The sequence below is a fragment of the Pararhizobium sp. A13 genome (assembly GCF_040126305.1).
GTDB lineage: Bacteria > Pseudomonadota > Alphaproteobacteria > Rhizobiales > Rhizobiaceae > Pararhizobium.
The window spans coordinates 1,695,109-1,713,472 of the sequence record NZ_CP149510.1 but is presented as its reverse complement, the minus strand read 5'-3'; the positions used below and the strand labels follow the sequence as shown (position 1 = coordinate 1,713,472).

Here is an 18,364-nt window from a genome sequence, read left to right as displayed (position 1 = left end):
TCCTCAATAGATAGTCTAAAAAGCGTGCGGCCATTAACGGCCGGCGGGCACTTGATCAGGCTCCGGCCGGATGGCGGGGCTTGAAACCGGTTTCCCATGCGCCACCGGTATCTGCAAGCTGAACCTCGATGCATTCCACATCGAGCGTGATCGAGGCCCCCCCGGAAAGGACGAATTCGACGGTTCCATCCGGCCCCTCGCCGTTCTGCCCGAACTGGATGGCCAGCAGCGACAGCACCTGTTCGCCATCCCTGCGATCAAACCCGATGGAGCGGACAGCGTTGACACGCTTGAAAAGCAGCACGCTGCGGCGGCGCTCGAAGGACTTGCCGCGCCCTTCCGCCGTTTCCCAGACGAAACGGTTGATCACCAGCGACAGCTGGCGGGGACGCGGCGCATAGGCAAGACCCGATACTTTGAAGACCGCGTCCTGCACATGGGCGGAGACGATCGCCAGGTCTACCTGGTCCAACCCCATCAGCTTCAATGCGTCCATGCCATCTCATCCCTTTGTCTGCCGCCAAAGGCGGCTCAGTCGTGACAAACGACATAAGGTGCCACGGGCGAATCCGCAACAGCAAGTGGCATTGCAAGCACCGATCAGTCGCTCACGCGCTCCACCTTGGCGCCGCAGCGATTGAGCTTTTCCTCCAACCGTTCAAAGCCACGGTCGAGATGATAGACGCGCGACACCATGGTCTCGCCTTCCGCCACCAGGCCGGCGATGACCAGGGACACCGAGGCGCGCAGATCGGTCGCCATGACCGGCGCGCCCTTCAGGCGCGCGACACCCTCGATCTTGGCGGTCTGGCCCGAAAGCGAGATTTTCGCGCCGAGACGCGCCAGTTCCTGCACATGCATGAAGCGGTTTTCGAAGATGGTCTCGGTGATATGCGAGATGCCGCTCGACTTGGTCATCAGGCCCATGAACTGCGCCTGCAGATCAGTCGGGAAGCCCGGGAAGGGATCGGTCACGACGTCCACGGGCTTGATGCCGCCGCCATTGCGTACGATGCGAAGACCCGTCTCGGTTTCGGAGATTTCGGCACCTGCGCGGCGGATCGCTTCAAGTGCCGTATCGAGCAGCTTGGCGTTCGTGCCCTCAAGCAGGACATCGCCGCCGGTCATGGCAACGGCCATTGCATAGGTGCCGGTCTCGATGCGGTCCGGCAGGACCCGGTGGCGCGCGCCCGACAGCGAGGTGACACCTTCGATGGTGATCGTCGAGGTTCCGGCGCCGGTAATCTTCGCGCCCATCGCATTCAGGCAGCGGGCAAGATCGGCCACTTCCGGCTCGCGCGCGGCGTTGCCGATCGTGGTCGTGCCATTGGCAAGCGTCGCTGCCATCATCATCACGTGGGTGGCGCCGACAGAGACCTTCGGGAACACGTAGCGCGCACCGATCAGGCCGCCCTTCGGCGCCGTCGCATTGATGTAGCCGCTATCGATCTCGATCGTGGCGCCAAGCGCCGCTAGGCCCTCGATGAACAGATCGACCGGCCGCGTGCCGATGGCGCAGCCACCCGGCAGCGAAACCCGTGCCTTGCCTTCACGCGCCAGAAGCGGGCCGATCACCCAGAAGCTCGCCCGCATCTTCGAAACGAGCTCATAAGGTGCAGTGGTATCAACGATGTTGCGGGACGTGAAATGGATCGTGCGCGAATAGCCTTCGCTCTGGCGCTCGCGGCGGCCATTGACGGAGATATCGGCGCCGTGATTGCCGAGAATGCGGATCAACTGCTCGACATCGGCAAGATGCGGAACATTTTCCAGCGTCAGCGTGTCATCCGTCAAAAGCGAAGCGATCATCAGCGGCAAAGCGGCGTTCTTGGCGCCGGAAATCGGGATGATCCCGCGAAGTTCATTGCCGCCGGTAATTCTGATGCGATCCATAGGGTACCTTACGGGCGCCGCCCGCCTTTCCTGACATGCCGTTCTCTAGAGATTGGCGCCTCCATAAAGGAAGTGCCGTGAAATGAGAAGCAAATTGAAACGATGACGGCGAAGCACATCCGGATGGAGGGACAACGACATCCACACACTGACTCATATTTCCCCTCGTCGCGCCCGCTCCCCGTGTGACAGGACGCGAAAGATTGAAACGACAACCTTCAGCCGTGCGCGATCCGGCCCCGGATTCGACCGTTGGCGATGGCCGCCGATTATTCCGTAGATTCGTCCGATTTTGCGGCAGGGAGTCCGGATGTTTCATCCGCATCGCCGGCACGCCGCGCCCGCCCCTGCTGCTTGCGCCGCAACAGGTTTTCCCGCAGCGTCTTTGCCGCCCGCTCGCGGCGCGCTTCCGCCTGCCGGCGCGCCTCCTGCCCGCGCTCCCGCTTGCCAGGCCCCTGCGGCGGGGTATCGCCATTGCGTCTCTGATCGTCTTCGTCTTGCATGACCGCTGAAATACCGCAAATCCGCGCAGTCCGGAAGTATCGCTGCGGTTTCCCCAGCCTGTCCAATGAAATGTGAGATTTGCGGCTTGCGCTCCGCAACAAGCTGTGGCAATAGGCCCTCGCTCGCGCCGGACAACACTGATCCGCCGCACGATGCTGCTATAGCTCAGGGGTAGAGCACTCCCTTGGTAAGGGAGAGGCCGAGAGTTCAAATCTCTCTAGCAGCACCATTCCAACCCATTGAAATCATTGAAGCCCTTTCATTCCGGGCCTTTTTGGTCATTCTGCCGTTACAAACTTCGTTACAAACGGAAGAATTCAGTGGCAGGAACAGAAAAGCATCTTCTCAACCGTGATGGCCGATATTTCGCTAGAATCGTGATCCCAAAAGCCCTTCGGCCCTTCCTCGACAACAAAACTGAACTCCGCGATGCGCTTGGCCCCGACCGTCGACTGGCGCAAGCACGTCTTCATTCCGCCGTGGCCGGCCCCCGGGGGCTCATCGCTGTTGCGGAACGAAAAGCGCAGATCGCGAATGGCACTCCTATCGAACCGGGTCGCTATTCCCTGCCCGTCGATCAAATTGCTCTTCGAAATTACAATGTGAGGCTTACCCTGGACTCCGAGCTCCGGAACAACTTTCGGTGTGCCAGTGTCGGCATTGACGATCAAATGGTTGCATCACTGCGGGAAGGCCTGGCCGGCAAGCTCGATGACCACTCGCTCGAGCGGCTCGTCGGCCGGCGCATCGAGCACTATCGGCTCCTAGGCAATACCACGGCTGAAAAGGGCACCGATGAGTGGCGCATCCTTGCTCGAGCGCTTTGCATTTCGGAGCTGGAAGCTCTTGGACGGGCAATGGAGCGAGACGAAGGCGATTACGCGGGCAAGCCCGAACACCCCATGCTCGCGGTTGCTGTCGTGAATGACGATAATATCGCTGCTGATCCGGCGGAGTTCAACCAACTTGCTTTCGAGGACATCATTGTCGAGCAGGAGCGCATCACGAGTATGGGGCTCGGCGGCAAGGAAAAGGCGCCTCGGACGCTGGAGAAATACCGCCGTATCGTTGCGGAGCTCGATAAGTTTCGACGGAAGAAGAGGGTGGCCACCATCAAACTTCACGACGCCGAAGGCTGGCGCGACACCCTTCTGGCCAGTGGAAAACAATCCCGGAAGACTGTCCTGGACAAGTTGGCGGCTATACGAGCCGTTGTGACGTGGGGCCAGAAGCAGAGCCGCGGCAAACTCTTCCCTAAGGGGATGCCGCTCGAATACCTCGAGCTTCCGGTGAAGGAGGCACGAGACAGCGCCTCTCGCACCTACACCCTGGATCAGGCGAGGGCGGTTCTGAAGGCCGCCAGAGGCGAGGCGAGGCAGTTGGAAAAAGGAGACTTCTTCCAGATCGAAGACCGTTGGTTCTTACACATCCGGGTAGTAGAATTACATTAAGGTTGGGATTCTTGCGTATCGAAGAAGTCGAAGCGGTAGCATACCATCTAGAAATCGATGAGGGAAAGCTGCTCTTTTTGGCTTTGGGGCAATACTACGGCGAGCAAACGATGCAGATGTTCAAACGGCATTTGCAGCAAACAGAAACCTGATCTGGCAGGCGCCACTCGCGTGTTGCTGCGAGCGGCGCCCATCCATCGAACAACTATCCCCGCCCCTTGCCGCGGCGCCAAGGGGCGTTCTTCTGCCAGTCGCCGGCCATGATGCTCCCGTAGGGGATCACCTCGTCGACGATTTCGGCAAGGCCGTAATGTTCGATCTGCGACCGGACATTGGCAGCGTTCTTGTAGGCGCTGGGCAACTCCGAAATATCGGGGATGCCGGAGAAGAAGCGGGCGTCGAGACCCGATGTTTCCCTCTCCATGACAGCCGCGATGTTGTTCGGGCTGAGGCCCCGGCTATCGGCTCCGAATTCCTCGCCAAGGCGGCGCATGTGTGCCGTCCGCGAGAAATTGCGCCCCGCGCCATGCGGCGAGAAGCCGAGACCGTGTGCCGCGTTCGAGCCGCGCACGATCAGGATCGGTTCCGCCATGTTAAGCGGGATGATCGTCAGATCGGTTGCGTCTTCAGCCCAGTTGTCGAAGGCCGGCGTCGCACCCTTGCCATGGTAGAACAGACCGTCGGATTTGCGGAAGACGAAGTTGTGCTCGTTCCAGAAACGGTCGCTCACCTTCGCCGACAGCTTTTCCGCCGTCATATCATGGATGGCGTAATGGTTTTCCTTCGTCCACTGGCGGATCGTCTGCAGCGCCGACCAATACATTTCTCCCTCTTCGCTTTCCGCCGGAATCCAGGCATTCTCCCGGTGTGTTTCGGGCGAAAGCAGCTCGCGGAACTTGTTGGCGATCTTCATGCCCCGATCATAGAGCCGTGCGCCAGGAGCGCGCGACCCGTGATGGGTGACGAGCGCCGTCTCGCCGGTCGACTTCATCTGGCCGACGTAGGCAAAATGATTGCCGTCACCCTGGGTGGCGAAGTGATCGATGCCGACACTGAGGATCTCCTTCAGCAAAGGGTTTGCCTGGAACGCCGAAAGTGTCTCCTCGGAAGGCTTGATCTGGGCGCCGCGCGGGCGTCCGCCCGGCCCGAAATGCGTTACGGCATGCACGGCATCAAGCAGCGCCTTCGGCTCCACGCCCGGGAAGATCGAGATCGCCATCGAGCAGCAGATATCGGCCGAATGCATGCCAGGGTGGATCGCTTCCGACGCCACCACGCCACCGACCGGGATCGTGCCGACCGGCCCGGACGGGCAGGCATCGGGCATGATCGCGGTCGACCGAACGACCGGCGTGCGGGCAAGCTCGCGCATCGTTGCGCTCACCTTTTCGATGTTGTCCTGTTCGAAAGCATCTTCGGCGCGGATGTTCATATGGATGGATACGTCATTCGGCGCCTTGAGCGGCAGGGTCGGCCCCGGCTGATAGCCGCGGGCAACCGCCAGCGCATCGGCCGTCGAGCCGCCGTCGCCCAGCACCCGGTTGGCCGCTTCCAGCGCATCGCGAAACCACTTGCCCTGGCTCATACCGGCATCGATCAAATCCTGCCCGCTCATTACTTCTGTCATTGTCTTTTCTGCGTCTGCAGTCCTTCTGGTTCCGTTTCGTTTCGGCACACCACCTGGGCGACAAGCATTTGCCGAGACATGACTATACGCATTCCATCATTGATGGCGCTCTCACAGCTCGTGTAGTCTCGGCGGCATTCGCCCAGGGTCTTCTCGTCGTCCCGGCGACGAGCTTTGGCAGGACAGTTTACTGAGCTACGCGGTTCCTCTCGAAAACACGGGATGGATTGAACATCCGACCTGCCCGCCGGAATACCGGCGGGCCGCTCTATCCCTGTAGTCCTGCCGGCATTCGCCGGGCATTCCGTTTATTCAAGCCCCCGGCAACAAGAGATGGCAGGACAGTCTTATCTGAGCTACGCCTTCCCAAGGGAATACGGGATGATTTGAACATCCGACACACCCACCGGAAACCCGGCCGGCTGCTCTACCTGTAGTCCTGCCGGCATTTGCCGGGATATTCCGCCCCTGCGAGGCGGGGTTAGCGCAAGCGTCGCAGCGGCGACGAGGGTGGACGAAACCGGATGGCCCCGCTCGTGCCAGAGAGCGCCGCCAAGGGAAGGAGTCGAACCTTACCAGACCATCCAGGGTGGAGGCTGTAGTTCCGTCCGGCATTCGCCGCTGCAATTCAGGTCAGAATGACAATCACCCGGACACTTCCCGCCGGTCCTCCACGGTGGGAGGCGACGACGGAGCAGGCTTCGAACCCACAACTCCATTCGCGGAGCACCAGTATCGTATCCGGCTTTTCGCCTTTGTTGGTCATGGCGACCAATTTCAAGGAAACATCCGCTACCAGAATGGGAACGTGACTCCCCTGTGGGATTCGAACCCGCCGCGGCCGATGTAGTTTCCTTTGCATTCGCCATGTCATTCGTCCGCGACGACGAGGATTTTTGGAAACATTCCTGCTCTACCGACTGAGCTACGGATCCATAGTATGGCGGACCCGGCGGGACTCGAACCCGCGACACGGAAGTGTGAACTGTAGTTTCCAAGGCATTCGTCACGGTCCCGCGCCGTTCACGGCGGCGCGGGGGGGATTGCTTTTTACCTCAGAGCTCGATCGCCTCGATTGTTTTCACCCAGCCATCCGCTCCGTTGGTGTTGGCCGCAAACGCCGTGATCACCCCATAGACGGCATCCGAGAAGCCGCCGATGTTGAGCACGTCGTCCCGCGTCGGCGCCTGTGTGGTGGCATAGGGCTGCATATCGAGGCAGACCAGCTTTGCAGCCGGGTTGACCCGCTTGATCCTTGCCCATTCCGTCATCACAACCGTTGGCTGGCCGCTCTTGCCTGCATCCACCCAGGACTGGTTGTCCGAGATGAACACGACGAGATCGACCTTCGCCTTCTCGTTTGCGAGCTTCTTCAGCGGCGCGGAACAGTTTGTTCCGCCGCCGCCGACTGCGGCCAGCTTGCCGGCATTGGTCATCACCGAATCCCGCCGATTGAGGCTGACGTTGACCACATCATTCTCGAACGGCAACACTCGCGTCTTCGGGTTGCGCTGCAGGAACGCCGCGGTCATCAGACCGGCGACATCGATGCAGCGCACTGCGGATGTTGCACCCTTGCGGTATCCGGTCACGGGCGAACCCATGGAGCCGGAAACATCCGGGCAGAGCACCACATTGCCGGCAAGCGAGGGCACATTGGCAATCGCAACATCCATCGCGTCCTGCAGCGCATCGCGCACGACATCCGGGACCTGGCCGTCGACCATCTTCCACGCCATCATCAGCTGATAGGGGAAGACCTTGGCCTTGCGGACCTCGTCCGGATCTGCCAGCCGCGCGGCCAGCGCCTCGGCAAACCCCGCCACCTCGAACACGCCATTGCGCGCGAAGGTGTTGAGGTTCTGACGCACCATCTGCCAGCCGCCCTTTTCGGCGATTTCGACCCAGTGCTCCCGGGTCAGCGGCAGCGAGGTCAACATCTGGAACGGCACGTCCGGCACCGACCCCGTCTGGTCACGGCGGAAGGCCTCCAGTGCCTTCACGAGGTCCGGCAGCGCCGCATAGTCGTGCGGCTTGCCGATCGCCCAGGCATAGAGCGCCTTGCGTTCTTCCGACGCCGGCTTCGGGTGCACCATGCGGATCACATCGGCGAGCGAGGGATCGTTGCCGACCATCGCGCGCAGGATCTGTTCGGTGCTTGCCCGTTCCAGCCATGCCTGCACCAGCTTCTTCGGCCGCGTTCCGAGCGACTTGCGTCCCGTCGCACCAGAACGCATCACCTGGACGAAGCCGCGCAGCATCTTGCCGCTCTTGACCACGCGCGGAAACGCACGGGCAAACGCGTCGCTCTGGAGCCCGGAAAGCATGGCCAGCAGCGTCACTGGCATGTCTTTCATATGGCCTTTCTCGGCGGCATGGACCGCCACCCTGGCCAGGAACTCCGGTTCGACCTGAAGCGCAAGCGCCTTGACCGCCTCCAACTGCTCGGCCCCATCCGCATAGAAGGTCCCGTTGAACGTGCCGGTCACGGCATACTGCGCCAGCGCCTCGCGCGGCGTCAGCGTGTAGGCCGGCGCAGCTTCGTGGTTTTTCGTGTCCGTGCCCGGAAGCAGTTTTCCGAGGTAGGTTTTGAAGATCGCCTTGTTGACCATGACAGCACCTCTTGGTTGGTTCATGCCAGATACATTTCAAGACGCGTGCCAGTTTGACGAAATGTCTCCCCGACGCAGGCAGTTTTCTTCTATCTATCTGTTATCGCTGGCGGAAAGTTATCATCAACCGAAGGCATCCAGAAATTGCCAAAATTTGGCGCATCCGTTACTGTATCCAAAATTATCGTCTTTTATATAATTGGATAAGCCATGAAGCGGCGTGTTGCCATTAGCATATTGGGAACCACCCTGGACATGGGGAAATGGGACAATCGCTGGAGCCGCTGGCGGCCCAATGTCGGGCTCTGCCAGCAATCAGGTCTTTTCATCGACCGGCTGGAACTCATCCATGACAACCACGCGACCGCACTCGCCAACCGGATCATCGCCGACATCGCGACCGTATCGCCTGCAACCGAGGTGCGCAGCAACGTCATCAATTTCCGAGACCCGTGGGATTTTTCCGAGGTCTACACGAACCTCAGGGACTTTGCCCGCAGCTACCTGTTCGACCCCGATACGGAAGACTATCTCGTCAACATCACCACCGGCACGCATGTGGCGCAGATTTGCTGGTTCCTTCTGACCGAGGCGCGCATCATTCCCGGCCAACTCCTGCAGCTTTCGCCACCCCGCGACCGGGAGGCGGAGCAGGACTTCTCCGGCACACACCGTATCATCGACCTCGACCTCTCGCGCTATGACGAGATTGCCAAGCGTTTTGCCTCGGAGCGCGAGGACGCTGCCTCTTTCCTGAAGTCGGGCATTTCGACCCGCAACGCTGCCTTCAACCGGATGATCGACGAGATCGAGCGAGTGGTGATCCGCTCGACAGCCCCCGTCCTCCTGACCGGCCCGACCGGGGCAGGCAAGTCCCAGCTCGCCCGCAAGATCTATGAGCTCAAGAAGAGCCAGCGCAAGGTGAGTGGTCCATTCATTGAGGTCAATTGCGCGACGCTACGCGGCGACCAGGCGATGTCCACCCTGTTCGGCCACGTGAAAGGCGCCTTCACCGGGGCTGCAAGCGAGCGTTCCGGCCTGCTCAAATCCGCCGACAAGGGTGTATTGTTCCTCGACGAGATCGGCGAACTCGGCCTCGACGAACAGGCCATGTGCCTGCGCGCGATCGAGGAGAAGCGCTTCCTTCCCGTCGGGGCCGATCGGGAAGTATCCGCCGATTTCCAGCTGCTGGCGGGCACCAATCGCGATCTCGGCGAAGATGTGCGCAAGGGCAAATTTCGCGAGGACCTCTACGCCCGCCTGAACCTGTGGACTTTCCGGCTGCCGGCCCTGCGCGAGCGCAAGGAGGATATCGAACCCAATCTCGACTTCGAGCTCAGGCGCTATCTCGAACGCGAGGGCGAAAACATCACCTTCAACAAGGAAGCGCGTGAACGCTATCTTGCCTTTGCGACGGGCCCGCAAGCTGTTTGGAGCGCCAATTTCCGCGACCTGTCGGCCTCTGTCACGCGCATGGCGACGCTGGCACCGCATGGGCGCATCACGGCCGATGTTGTCGACGACGAGGTCCGGAGACTGAATTCCTTCTGGCGCCTCTCACATGACGATGGCGCAGCCGACATGATCATCGAAGAACTCCTGGGCAACGACGCTACCGTTCGTCTCGACCGCTTCGACGCAGCGCAGCTCGCCACCGTCCTTCGCACCTGCCGGGAGCATGCGACGGCAAGTGCCGCCGGCAGAGCCCTGTTCGCAAGCTCGCGGCTGGAGAAGAAAAGCAGCAACGACGCCGACCGCCTCGTAAAATACCTCGCGCGCTTCGGCCTCAGGTTCGAGGACACCACGAAACGTATCTGACAGGAAGCCTGTGCCCTTGCGAAGCACGTCTCGAATCACGAGTTCTTTGATATGAAATACTCTTGAGGTTTGGCCTAAGCGGCGTGGAGCAACAACCCACAACAAATCATTGCTCGTTACGACGTTACAAAACACCTCGCAACCAATTGATAATTATAGATTGACTGCGATTTCAAATCCCTCTAGCAGCACCAGTCATTTCCTGCAAAGCATAGATTTTTTAACTTTTCGATACGAATGATCGACCTCGGTTTTTCTCAAGGATTGTGGCGGCGAGCGTTGCGGTGGCAATGTTGCTCCTGTTTCATCGATGAGAATCATGCGACGTTTCGGAGACGGTGTTGACTATGGTGCCTAGGTGATGACGATCAGAGGCGATCCAGGCAAAGGCGTATCGGTGAACGGGCTTGCTTTCCAGCATCCACTGGTATCCTGCGTTGATTGGTCCTTAAAATTGCGTGTTTGGGTGGCAAATGTTAAAAGAATACGCGGCAGGCACGAGGCACGACCCGACATCGCCCCTTGACCACCTCTCTGATGACAGCGAGATTTCAGTTTCTCTCTGTGGTCGAGCAGTATTGACGATAACACTTTTTGCGATAGTTCTGAACTGACTGGCAGGATTGGAATAACATTGAGATACCTGCATGTGATGCAATCGCTGACGGATTAGTGCTAGCACTGCTTGGGTGATACGCAACAGAAGGGAGAGGCAAGAATGCGGGACGCTGATAAGACGTTGTCTGCTTCATCTTCGGTCGAACGTTATTCCTTCACGCAAAAAGACGAGCTCATCTCGCTTTACGACGAGAGCTTTCATCTCATCGACTGCTCGCCAAGGCACAGCAAAACATATTTTGTCGACTCTCTGGTCGACGCGACCTTGTGGCACGTCTACCCTGAGCTGCTGGCTCCCAAAGCCAAGGCCGCTGTCGAATTCGTGTTTGCCAACGGTGTGCCGCGAAGCATCGAAATTGCGGATGCAACAACAGCAGATCGTCGCACCCTGCTGATCTTCCGCACGGCTCGCGGCATCGGAGTCATTGAAGCGGAAAGACACTCCGCACGTCGCCAGACGTCCAGTCAAAGCGACAACGACCGCGCGCTTCTTCTTCACCAGGCAACCCATGATGTTCTGACAGGATTGGCAAACCGGCGCCAATTCAGCGATCAGTTGCGGGACACTTTGCCGGTGCCATTGGGGGCAAAGCTGGCCCTCATGCAGATAGATCTTGATGACTTCAAGCCGATCAATGACACGTTGGGCCACGGTGCTGGCGATGCCGTTCTCAAGATGGCGGCGGAAAGAATAAGGAGCGTCCTTGGGGAGCGGGAGCTTGCCTACCGGCTGGCAGGCGACGAATTTGCGGTCATTCAGTGGAAAGTCGACCAGCCCCGCGAGGCGGAGCGCTTGGCTGATGCGCTCGTCAACGCTTTCAAGGAACCGTTCACGGTCGAGGGCATCAATGTCTTCGTCGGAGCGAGCGTGGGGGTTGCCGTCGCGCCCGGGGACGGCAACGAGATCGAGCAGTTGATGAAGGCTGCCGACATTGCGCTCTACGCGGCGAAGAAAGATGGCCGCGGTCGCGCAAGGACGTTCAGCCGCTCGATGCTCATCGTCCTGGAGCAGCGCGAAATGTTGCGCCGCAGCTTGCGGACCGCCCTTCAGGATGGGCAATTCTTCGTTGAGTATCAGCCTCTCGTGAGACCGCCCTTTTCGATTGTCGGCTTTGAAGCGCTCTTGCGATGGCGCCATCCTCTGGTGGGTCTGATCCCACCGAGCGTCTTCATTCCCATGGCTGAGTCCGATGGTCTTATGAGCGAAATCGGGCAATGGGTGTTGGAGCAGGCCTGCCGAACGGCGGCGACTTGGCCCGCCCATTTCACGGTAGCCGTCAATCTTTCTTCGGCGGAATTTTTGCGTGAAGGGTTGACGGATCGGGTCGCCCAGACACTCGATGCGGTCGGTCTGCGCGCCGATCGCCTCGAACTCGAAATCACCGAATCCGTGTTGCTGGAGCGAACGACAAACAATCTCGATACGCTCAATACGTTGAATGTCCTCGGCGTTCAGATTTCGCTCGATGATTTCGGAACCTATTATTCCTCATTGAGCTATCTCAAGAACTTCCCCTTCGACACGATCAAGATCGACAAATATTTCATCAAGGATCTCGAGAGCGACGAGAAGAGCCAGACGATCGTTCGATTTATAATCGCTCTCGCCCATGGCCTGGGAATGCGCGTCACCGCCGAAGGCGTGGAGACGCGAGGCCAGATCACTTGGCTCCAGATGGAGGGATGCGACCAGTTGCAGGGGTATTTCTTGGGCGTTCCGATGCCCGCTGGAGCGATCGACGAGTTCCTTCGCCAGTCGTCGATGGCATTCTTATAGCAGGGCTTCTCGCACCCTGTCGTAGGCCTCGGTGGCGCGCGGTCCGAGACTCAAAACGGGGCCGGCGCGACCGTCGATCCCTGACCGCAAGTTCGGTTGCGCGAAAAATCGCTGTGGAGAGTTTTGAGACGCCGTGGCAGAGTTTGCTCATGGAGGACGAATCGGCATGGAACTAGCCGCAAAACCAGCGGGAGCAGGCTTTGAACCCTTGCTTCAACTTGAGATGGAGATGGAAACCTTCCTTTCGGATTGGCGCCATTGCGATCAGCTGTCTACCTTCGTGGCGCGGATGATCAGCCACAACCGGACGGATCCCGTTCGGCATTCGAATTTTTTCTCATCCGCCCTCAACGAACTTCTGGAGCTTTCGTTTCGTGGCGGCTCTCCTGAAGGCCAGATTGGCTGCGTGATCTATCGGCAGGGGGCAACGGAACGAGTGAGGCTCTCTTTTCCCTGCCCCCCTGGCCACCGGCAGTTTTATCGCGAAGCGGTGTCGAAAACCCATCAGGAGGACGCCTACGCCCGCTATCTCGATTCCATTTCGACTGACCTTGCACCCAGCAAGGATGTGGTCCTTCTGGACCTGGCGGTCAACTTCGACGCTCAGGTTCACCTGGACGAAAGTGCCCCGCCGTCTGTAACGCTCGTAGTTGATCTGCCTTTGGAAGGAATTGTGAGTTGAGCTCAACGGGTCTTTCCATACCCTTCAAGGCAGAGTTTGACGCCAATAGCCAAGAGTTCTCTCTTTCCGGAGTGGTCCGTCCGCGCTCAATAGACGAGATCGCAGCAAGCATTTCGATCCTCAAGGAAGCAATCGACGAGGTGCGAGGCGTTCTTTACATCAATGTGAGGCGCCTCGTTCAGATGAACAACACCGCTTTCCACGTCTTCGTGCGGGTGGTTCTCGACGCCTGCCGGACGCGGCCGGATCTTCGCTTCGTGATCGTGACCTCGAGCGTCGTCGGCTGGACCACCCGGATGTTCACACGTTTGAACGAGATCGAGCCACAGATCACAGTCGAGGTCTACGACTCCAAATTCTACCCTGGCCAGAACTTCGTGGAGAACGCGAGCTTTATTCCGATATTGCGCACGCAAACCAAGATGACCTGGCGCCATGAGCGCGCCATCCTTCCGCGTCATGGCCTTCGCCCGGGTGTCGTGATGGCGGATATCTGCTGCGGTATCGGTGATTTCGCCGTGCTTGTCCAAAAGGAGTTCCAACCGGCCCGGATTGTCGCGCTCGATCATTCGAAGGCAAGTCTTGCCTATGCGCGCGACGTGGCAGCCGGTTTCGGCATTACGGGCATTGAATATACCTATGGCGACGCATCCGAGATGCTGCTTGAGGACAATCAGTTCGACTTCGTGAGCTGCCGCCATTCGCTGCAGATATTTAATCAGCCGAACGCGCTTCTGGCGGAGCTTTACCGGATCTGCAAGCCCGGAGGACGGGTATACATAACCAACGAGAAAAATTCGCACTGCCTCGGCGAGCCTCGATCACAGAGCATTCAATGGACGTATAACGAAGTCGCGAAGTTATTCAGTCATTTCGAGATGGACGTAGAGTTGGGACCTAAAAGCCGCCGGTATCTTGCAGACGCCGGCTTCGACGACATCGCCGTGGAGTCGTTCATGGTCACCAACCTTGACGGCGACCCACGGGACTTCGCCGACGTTATCGCTGCTTGGGAAGATGTCTATGCCGGTGAAATGGCCGTGAAGCGTGGCGATTCTCCTGAATTCATCCAACGCTTCCGCCAAGGCTTCCAAGACCATATCTTCGCTGCCCTCCATCCCAAAGGCTATGCCGGCTGGCCGATCTGGGTGGCATCTGGACGCAAACCTCTATGAACGCGCCTCTGCAACACACCGCCCGGTTCGGCCTGCGCTCATTCCGCGCCAAGTTCGTCCTTGTCGTTGGAAGCGCCGTTCTGTTCGATCTGCTCGTCAGCGGCGGCCTTGCACTCTGGAATGTGCAGAGGCTTTCCCGTGATGCCACGGCGGAGGTCGGGCAAGGCCTGGAGCGGGCCAACCAGGACTACATCCGCTCCTACGCGGAAGGGACAGCCGCCCGCGTCAATCTGCTCCTGGATCAGGTCCATTCCGACGTCGGCACCTTGGCCGGCGTCCTGCAAGCGCAGATCGACCACCCCGCGAGAGAGACCCAGATCGGGGAAGCGATGGCGCGTGGCGCCCCCGAAGCGGTGACCGTCACCTACGATGCGAAGGGGCGGTGGGCTCAGAACCGCCCCGGACCTCTGTCCGTGGTCAGCGTCTGGGGATATCTTCTCGATTCAAATCATGTGCCGCTTCCTGAAGTCCAGAGGGAAATCGAAAACAGCGCCGTCCTGGACCTCATTGTTCCGAGCCTGCTGGCGAACGGCCAGTCGAAGCTTCAGATGTACTATATCGGTCCGAGGGAGCGGCCAATCTTCAGGACGGCGCCCTATACCGATCAGGCGCAGACTTTCGACAGGCTCTACCCAGGTCACAACGAGGCAGACTTCTGGACCTTCTTCTTCCCGGGTCTTTACGAGTCGTGGCAACAATGGGCACAGGACCCCGGATCGCGCCCCGCAAATAGCAACATCACGCAAACGGCACCGTATACGGACGCAATCACGGGCAAACTCATCGTCAGTTTCTTCCAGCCGCTCCGGTCAAGCGACGGCAAACGCGTGGCCGGTGCTGCGGGAGCGGATATTACCCTCGACCAGCTGGCCGAAATCGTGGAGAACGTCAAAGTCGCCGACAACGGATTTGGTTTCCTGACGATGTCGGACGGCAATGTTGTCGCCATCAACCCGGTGGGGGAGAAGGTGATCGGCCTTCAGACATCGAGCGCCGGCAACAGTGAAGGCGTCACGGGTCTCGACCGCTCCTTGCGCCGGAGCGTGCAGCCGCAGATTGCGCAATTGCCACTGGATCAGGATGGACTGCTTCAACATATCATGCTCGACGAAAACGGCGAGAAGGTACCCTATCTGGTCGTCGTGAAGCACCTGCAGCCGACGAACCTGTGGCTATCCGGCCCCGTTCGGCGCGAGACCATGTCGCTTGGCATCGTCGTGCCCGAACGCGAGATCTATGCCTCGCTATTTGCCGCACAGGCGAAAATTTCGGAAGCCACGAACAGGATCCTGATCTATCAGATCCTGGCGCTCCTCGTGTCGCTGCTTTTCGTGATTGCGGCCGTGTTCGCGATATCCAAGCGTATAACCGGCGGTATCAGCGCGCTCGCCGGCGCGGCCAAGCGTATCCAGGTCCAGGATTATTCCGTCAGGGTCGATATTCCAACCCGCGACGAGGTCGGCGAGGCCGGTGCCGCCTTCAATCGCATGGCTGAGCAGATCAGTTTTCATACCGAAAATCTTGAGCAACTGGTGGAGGATCGCACAAAGGAGATCGAAGAGGCGAACCTGCAGATCTCCGCATTGAACACGCAGTTGCGCAGCGAGAATGTGCGCCTTGGCGCCGAACTGGCCGTCGCCCGGCGGATACAGATGATGGTTCTGCCCAAGGCGGGTGAACTTGAAGAAATCACGGAAATGGAGATAGCGGCCTACATGCGGCCCGCCGACGAAGTCGGTGGCGACTATTATGATGTTCTCAAGGATGGAGAACGACTGAAGATCGGCATCGGCGATGTTACCGGGCATGGGCTGGAGAGCGGCGTGTTGATGCTGATGGTTCAATCGGTCGCTCGGGCTCTTCAGGAAGCGGGCGACATGGACCCGTCGCAGTTCCTCAACAGTGTCAACCGGGCCATCTACAAGAATGTCGTCAGGACGAGCACCAACAAGCATCTTTCCCTCGCATTCCTGGACTATGAGGGAGGACGCCTGACACTTTCCGGCCAGCATGAGGAACTGATCGTGGTTCGCAGTTTGGGAGAGGTGGAGCGGATCGACACCCTTGATCTCGGTTTACCGATCGGCTTGGAGCCGGATATCTCGCCGTTCGTGGCAACCCGGGAGATCTCGTTCGGCCACGGCGACATGATCATTCTCCACACCGATGGTGTCACCGAGGCGGAGAACCGGGACGGGGAGCTTTTTGGCATAGAGAGGCTTTGCGAAAGCGCGCGTCAGCTATACGGGCAAAGCGCTGAGGACGTCAAATTGGGGATTCTCAAGGATCTGATGGCGCATATCGGTACGCAGAAGATCCATGACGATATCACTCTCGTAGTCATGAGACACAGGTGAATGATGACGACCCTCTATGGATTGGCGGACCTGACGATCGGAACGGGAGAAAAGGTCACCCGACTTCGTTTATTCGAAGGACCGCTGGATCTCAGCTTCAAGCACTGCGGGATTACGTCGGATTTTGTCGCCGAATTCGCCGCGTTGCGCTACCGCGCATCCCGCAGCCTCTACAGAGAGGTGCGACACAACATTGGCTACCTGACCAATGAGCTCATAGAAAATGCCGTAAAATTCCGCAAGGGCGGCGAAATTCTCGTGGAAGCCTCGCTCGAAGCCAACACCTTTCGTGCGAAGGTTTCAAATTTCATCGACAAGGCAGCCGCCGAGCGCTTCCAGCATTTGCTTTCAGAGATTACAACCGGAGATCCCGGCGAGCGGCTCATAGAGCGGATCGAAGCGAATGCGGCACAAGCGGACGCGAGCGGGTCGGGGCTTGGACTTCTGACGCTCATGAGCGATTATGGTGCTCACTTCGCATGGGTTTTTGGTTCCAGAGAACAGGACTTCAAAATCCCGCTGGAAACCTATGCGTCTATCATGCTCCCCGAGATCTCGAACTGATGGGCGGACAGAATATGGAAATCAAGGCGGAAGAATATAGAGTCTGGTCGGAAGACAAGGAAATCTACTTCGATGGCACCATGCGCCTGCCGGGTGCGGAGGCTTATGCCCCAATTTTCGCCCTTGTCATGAGTATTCTTGATACCGAGCCCGATCGCGTTACCATAGACCTGACGGGACTGCAGTTTCTCAATTCGTCCGGGATCAACCTGCTTGCCAAGCTCACCATCGAAGCCCGCAACAGGCCAAATGTCCATCTGACGGTGCGCGGAACGTCGGAGTTCCCATGGCAATCAAAGTCACTCCCAAACCTGAAGAAGCTGCACCCCGCGATTGAGCTCCTGACGGGCTCTTAGAATCGCCAATTCCGGTTCGCGGCGCTTCTTAGACGGGGAACACGTCAAGCTGACCAAGGATTTCAGCGTTCTTGACATTTTCTCCAAAAAAGAACATAACGTGAACGATGCTGCGAAAACTGGTGCGCGGGCTGCCTGGTTCTCCGTTCCGGTTCAAGTGATCGCAGATAGTGCGGCAAAACTTTTGAGGTCAGTGATGCGCCATATTGATGAAATTACTGAGCGGACTCAGGCGGTACTCGCCCAATCGCGGGCCTTCAGGGAGCGTTCGCGGGCGATGCGGGAAGAGCACAAGGCTCTGATCGAGCGCGCTTCGATCAAGTCCGGCCAGCTTCATTTCGTGTTTCCATCGCCAAATTCGGAGAGCGCCAAACACTAATGTTGATGGGCGTCAGCTGGGATTCGCGCGTTGGCACGGCAACAATCGACGGCCGCGCTTATTTCATCGTCACAACACCTGCGCTTTGCATTGCCGCGATGAGCATCAAACATTACCAGCAGGCGAACCACAATAGGCAAGACTTCGGGGTGCCGCCGGCCGATCCCTCCTGCCCGCCGCTTCGGTGCACCCGACACTTCCGCTACATCTTGAACGTGCCGGCAATCACGTTACATGCTCCGTGAGCGTCGTTACGGAGTAGGCCGCAATGAAATCTCTCATCGTCCTGAGTGCCGTCGCCCTCGTGCTTGCCTCCTGCACCACGCCGGAGGTCGAGCCGGTGCCCGGCAGCATCACCTATGGCGGCCAGCCCCGCACCAAGCTGATGAAATCACCGATCGGCAGCGTCGTGCACAATTCATTCCGCTATGGTAGCGGCATCGCCTACGAGACCTATGTCATTCAGCCCGACAGATCGCTGAAACTTATCCGGCGCCATACCAAGAGCGATGTTGTTTTTGATTAAACGAGGACGCTCTTCAAAATGCTTG

General features: G+C 58.9%; 16 protein-coding genes and 1 tRNA gene. 12 read left to right on the top strand and 5 right to left on the bottom strand.

The features are described from left to right. Positions 1 to 55: 55 nt before the first annotated feature. The 3 genes from WI754_RS08230 to WI754_RS08220 all read right to left on the bottom strand — a co-directional run bounded on the left by WI754_RS08230 (position 56) and on the right by WI754_RS08220 (position 2,396). Positions 56 to 496 (bottom strand): DUF2948 family protein, encoded by a 441-nt coding sequence (locus WI754_RS08230; protein WP_349437204.1) that lies wholly within the window; start codon positions 494 to 496, stop codon positions 56 to 58. A 104-nt stretch (positions 497 to 600) separates the two neighbouring features. Then, complete coding sequence (murA, locus tag WI754_RS08225) at positions 601 to 1,893, bottom strand: UDP-N-acetylglucosamine 1-carboxyvinyltransferase (RefSeq protein WP_349437203.1); 1,293 nt, start codon at positions 1,891 to 1,893, stop codon at positions 601 to 603. A 269-nt stretch (positions 1,894 to 2,162) separates the two neighbouring features. Further along, on the bottom strand, positions 2,163 to 2,396 hold the full coding sequence (locus tag WI754_RS08220; RefSeq protein WP_349437202.1) for a hypothetical protein: 234 nt from the start codon (positions 2,394 to 2,396) through the stop codon (positions 2,163 to 2,165). Positions 2,397 to 2,551: 155 nt separating this feature from the next. Between WI754_RS08220 and WI754_RS08215 the strand changes: the two genes are divergently transcribed. From WI754_RS08215 to WI754_RS08205, 3 genes are all read left to right on the top strand, one after another. Continuing rightward, positions 2,552 to 2,626 (top strand) — tRNA-Thr (locus WI754_RS08215). Between the two features lie 91 nt (positions 2,627 to 2,717). Next, positions 2,718 to 3,848 carry a site-specific integrase gene (locus WI754_RS08210; RefSeq protein WP_349437201.1) on the top strand — a complete coding sequence of 377 codons (1,131 nt, stop codon included), beginning with the start codon at positions 2,718 to 2,720 and terminating at the stop codon, positions 3,846 to 3,848. Between the two features lie 11 nt (positions 3,849 to 3,859). Continuing rightward, positions 3,860 to 4,000, top strand: a complete 141-nt coding sequence (locus WI754_RS08205; RefSeq protein WP_349437200.1) for a hypothetical protein — start codon at positions 3,860 to 3,862, stop codon at positions 3,998 to 4,000. Positions 4,001 to 4,053: 53 nt separating this feature from the next. Here the strand turns inward: WI754_RS08205 and WI754_RS08200 are convergent, their stop codons facing one another. Both WI754_RS08200 and WI754_RS08195 read right to left on the bottom strand, forming a co-directional pair. Next, entirely contained in the window at positions 4,054 to 5,463 is a 1,410-nt protein-coding gene (locus tag WI754_RS08200; RefSeq protein ID WP_349437770.1) for an RtcB family protein, read from the bottom strand. 1,067 nt (positions 5,464 to 6,530) lie between these two features. Then, the gene (locus WI754_RS08195; protein ID WP_349437769.1) at positions 6,531 to 8,087 is read right to left on the bottom strand and encodes an RNA-binding protein; all 1,557 of its coding nucleotides are present in this window, start codon (positions 8,085 to 8,087) and stop codon (positions 6,531 to 6,533) included. A 210-nt stretch (positions 8,088 to 8,297) separates the two neighbouring features. Here WI754_RS08195 and rtcR point away from each other — a divergent pair, with 210 nt between their 5' ends. From rtcR to WI754_RS08150, 9 genes are all read left to right on the top strand, one after another. Beyond that, positions 8,298 to 9,905: an RNA repair transcriptional activator RtcR gene (gene rtcR / locus WI754_RS08190; protein WP_349437199.1), complete on the top strand. Its 1,608-nt coding sequence runs from the start codon at positions 8,298 to 8,300 to the stop codon at positions 9,903 to 9,905. 718 nt (positions 9,906 to 10,623) lie between these two features. Continuing rightward, entirely contained in the window at positions 10,624 to 12,300 is a 1,677-nt protein-coding gene (locus WI754_RS08185; RefSeq protein ID WP_349437198.1) for an EAL domain-containing protein, read from the top strand. Positions 12,301 to 12,466: 166 nt separating this feature from the next. After that, complete coding sequence (locus WI754_RS08180) at positions 12,467 to 12,982, top strand: ubiquinone biosynthesis methyltransferase UbiE (RefSeq protein WP_349437197.1); 516 nt, start codon at positions 12,467 to 12,469, stop codon at positions 12,980 to 12,982. Beyond that, complete coding sequence (locus WI754_RS08175) at positions 12,979 to 14,157, top strand: methyltransferase domain-containing protein (protein WP_349437196.1); 1,179 nt, start codon at positions 12,979 to 12,981, stop codon at positions 14,155 to 14,157. Before WI754_RS08180 ends, WI754_RS08175 begins: the two co-directional genes overlap by 4 nt. Further along, positions 14,154 to 16,514, top strand: coding sequence for a SpoIIE family protein phosphatase (locus WI754_RS08170; protein WP_349437195.1), 2,361 nt, complete (start codon positions 14,154 to 14,156; stop codon positions 16,512 to 16,514). The genes WI754_RS08175 and WI754_RS08170 overlap by 4 nt, the downstream gene beginning before the upstream one ends. A 3-nt stretch (positions 16,515 to 16,517) precedes the next feature. Next, positions 16,518 to 17,078, top strand: a complete 561-nt coding sequence (locus WI754_RS08165) for an ATP-binding protein (RefSeq protein ID WP_349437768.1) — start codon at positions 16,518 to 16,520, stop codon at positions 17,076 to 17,078. A gap of 14 nt (positions 17,079 to 17,092) precedes the next feature. After that, on the top strand, positions 17,093 to 17,434 hold the full coding sequence (locus tag WI754_RS08160; protein WP_349437194.1) for a hypothetical protein: 342 nt from the start codon (positions 17,093 to 17,095) through the stop codon (positions 17,432 to 17,434). A 100-nt stretch (positions 17,435 to 17,534) separates the two neighbouring features. Continuing rightward, positions 17,535 to 17,813: a hypothetical protein gene (locus WI754_RS08155; protein WP_349437193.1), complete on the top strand. Its 279-nt coding sequence runs from the start codon at positions 17,535 to 17,537 to the stop codon at positions 17,811 to 17,813. A 268-nt stretch (positions 17,814 to 18,081) separates the two neighbouring features. Next, positions 18,082 to 18,339 carry a hypothetical protein gene (locus WI754_RS08150; RefSeq protein ID WP_349437191.1) on the top strand — a complete coding sequence of 86 codons (258 nt, stop codon included), beginning with the start codon at positions 18,082 to 18,084 and terminating at the stop codon, positions 18,337 to 18,339. The last annotated feature ends 25 nt before the right edge of the window (positions 18,340 to 18,364 follow it).

What these genes read in the sequence shown, in the direction of transcription:
- WI754_RS08230 (WP_349437204.1), bottom strand. Translation starts at nt 496, where the DNA reads ATGGACGCATTGAAGCTGATGGGGTTGGACCAGGTAGACCTGGCGATC.
- murA (WP_349437203.1), bottom strand. Translation starts at nt 1,893, where the DNA reads ATGGATCGCATCAGAATTACCGGCGGCAATGAACTTCGCGGGATCATC.
- WI754_RS08220 (WP_349437202.1), bottom strand. Translation starts at nt 2,396, where the DNA reads ATGCAAGACGAAGACGATCAGAGACGCAATGGCGATACCCCGCCGCAG.
- WI754_RS08200 (WP_349437770.1), bottom strand. Translation starts at nt 5,463, where the DNA reads ATGAGCGGGCAGGATTTGATCGATGCCGGTATGAGCCAGGGCAAGTGG.
- WI754_RS08195 (WP_349437769.1), bottom strand. Translation starts at nt 8,087, where the DNA reads ATGGTCAACAAGGCGATCTTCAAAACCTACCTCGGAAAACTGCTTCCG.
- rtcR (WP_349437199.1), top strand. Translation starts at nt 8,298, where the DNA reads ATGAAGCGGCGTGTTGCCATTAGCATATTGGGAACCACCCTGGACATG.
- WI754_RS08185 (WP_349437198.1), top strand. Translation starts at nt 10,624, where the DNA reads ATGCGGGACGCTGATAAGACGTTGTCTGCTTCATCTTCGGTCGAACGT.
- WI754_RS08180 (WP_349437197.1), top strand. Translation starts at nt 12,467, where the DNA reads ATGGAACTAGCCGCAAAACCAGCGGGAGCAGGCTTTGAACCCTTGCTT.
- WI754_RS08170 (WP_349437195.1), top strand. Translation starts at nt 14,154, where the DNA reads ATGAACGCGCCTCTGCAACACACCGCCCGGTTCGGCCTGCGCTCATTC.
- WI754_RS08165 (WP_349437768.1), top strand. Translation starts at nt 16,518, where the DNA reads ATGACGACCCTCTATGGATTGGCGGACCTGACGATCGGAACGGGAGAA.
- WI754_RS08160 (WP_349437194.1), top strand. Translation starts at nt 17,093, where the DNA reads ATGGAAATCAAGGCGGAAGAATATAGAGTCTGGTCGGAAGACAAGGAA.
- WI754_RS08150 (WP_349437191.1), top strand. Translation starts at nt 18,082, where the DNA reads ATGAAATCTCTCATCGTCCTGAGTGCCGTCGCCCTCGTGCTTGCCTCC.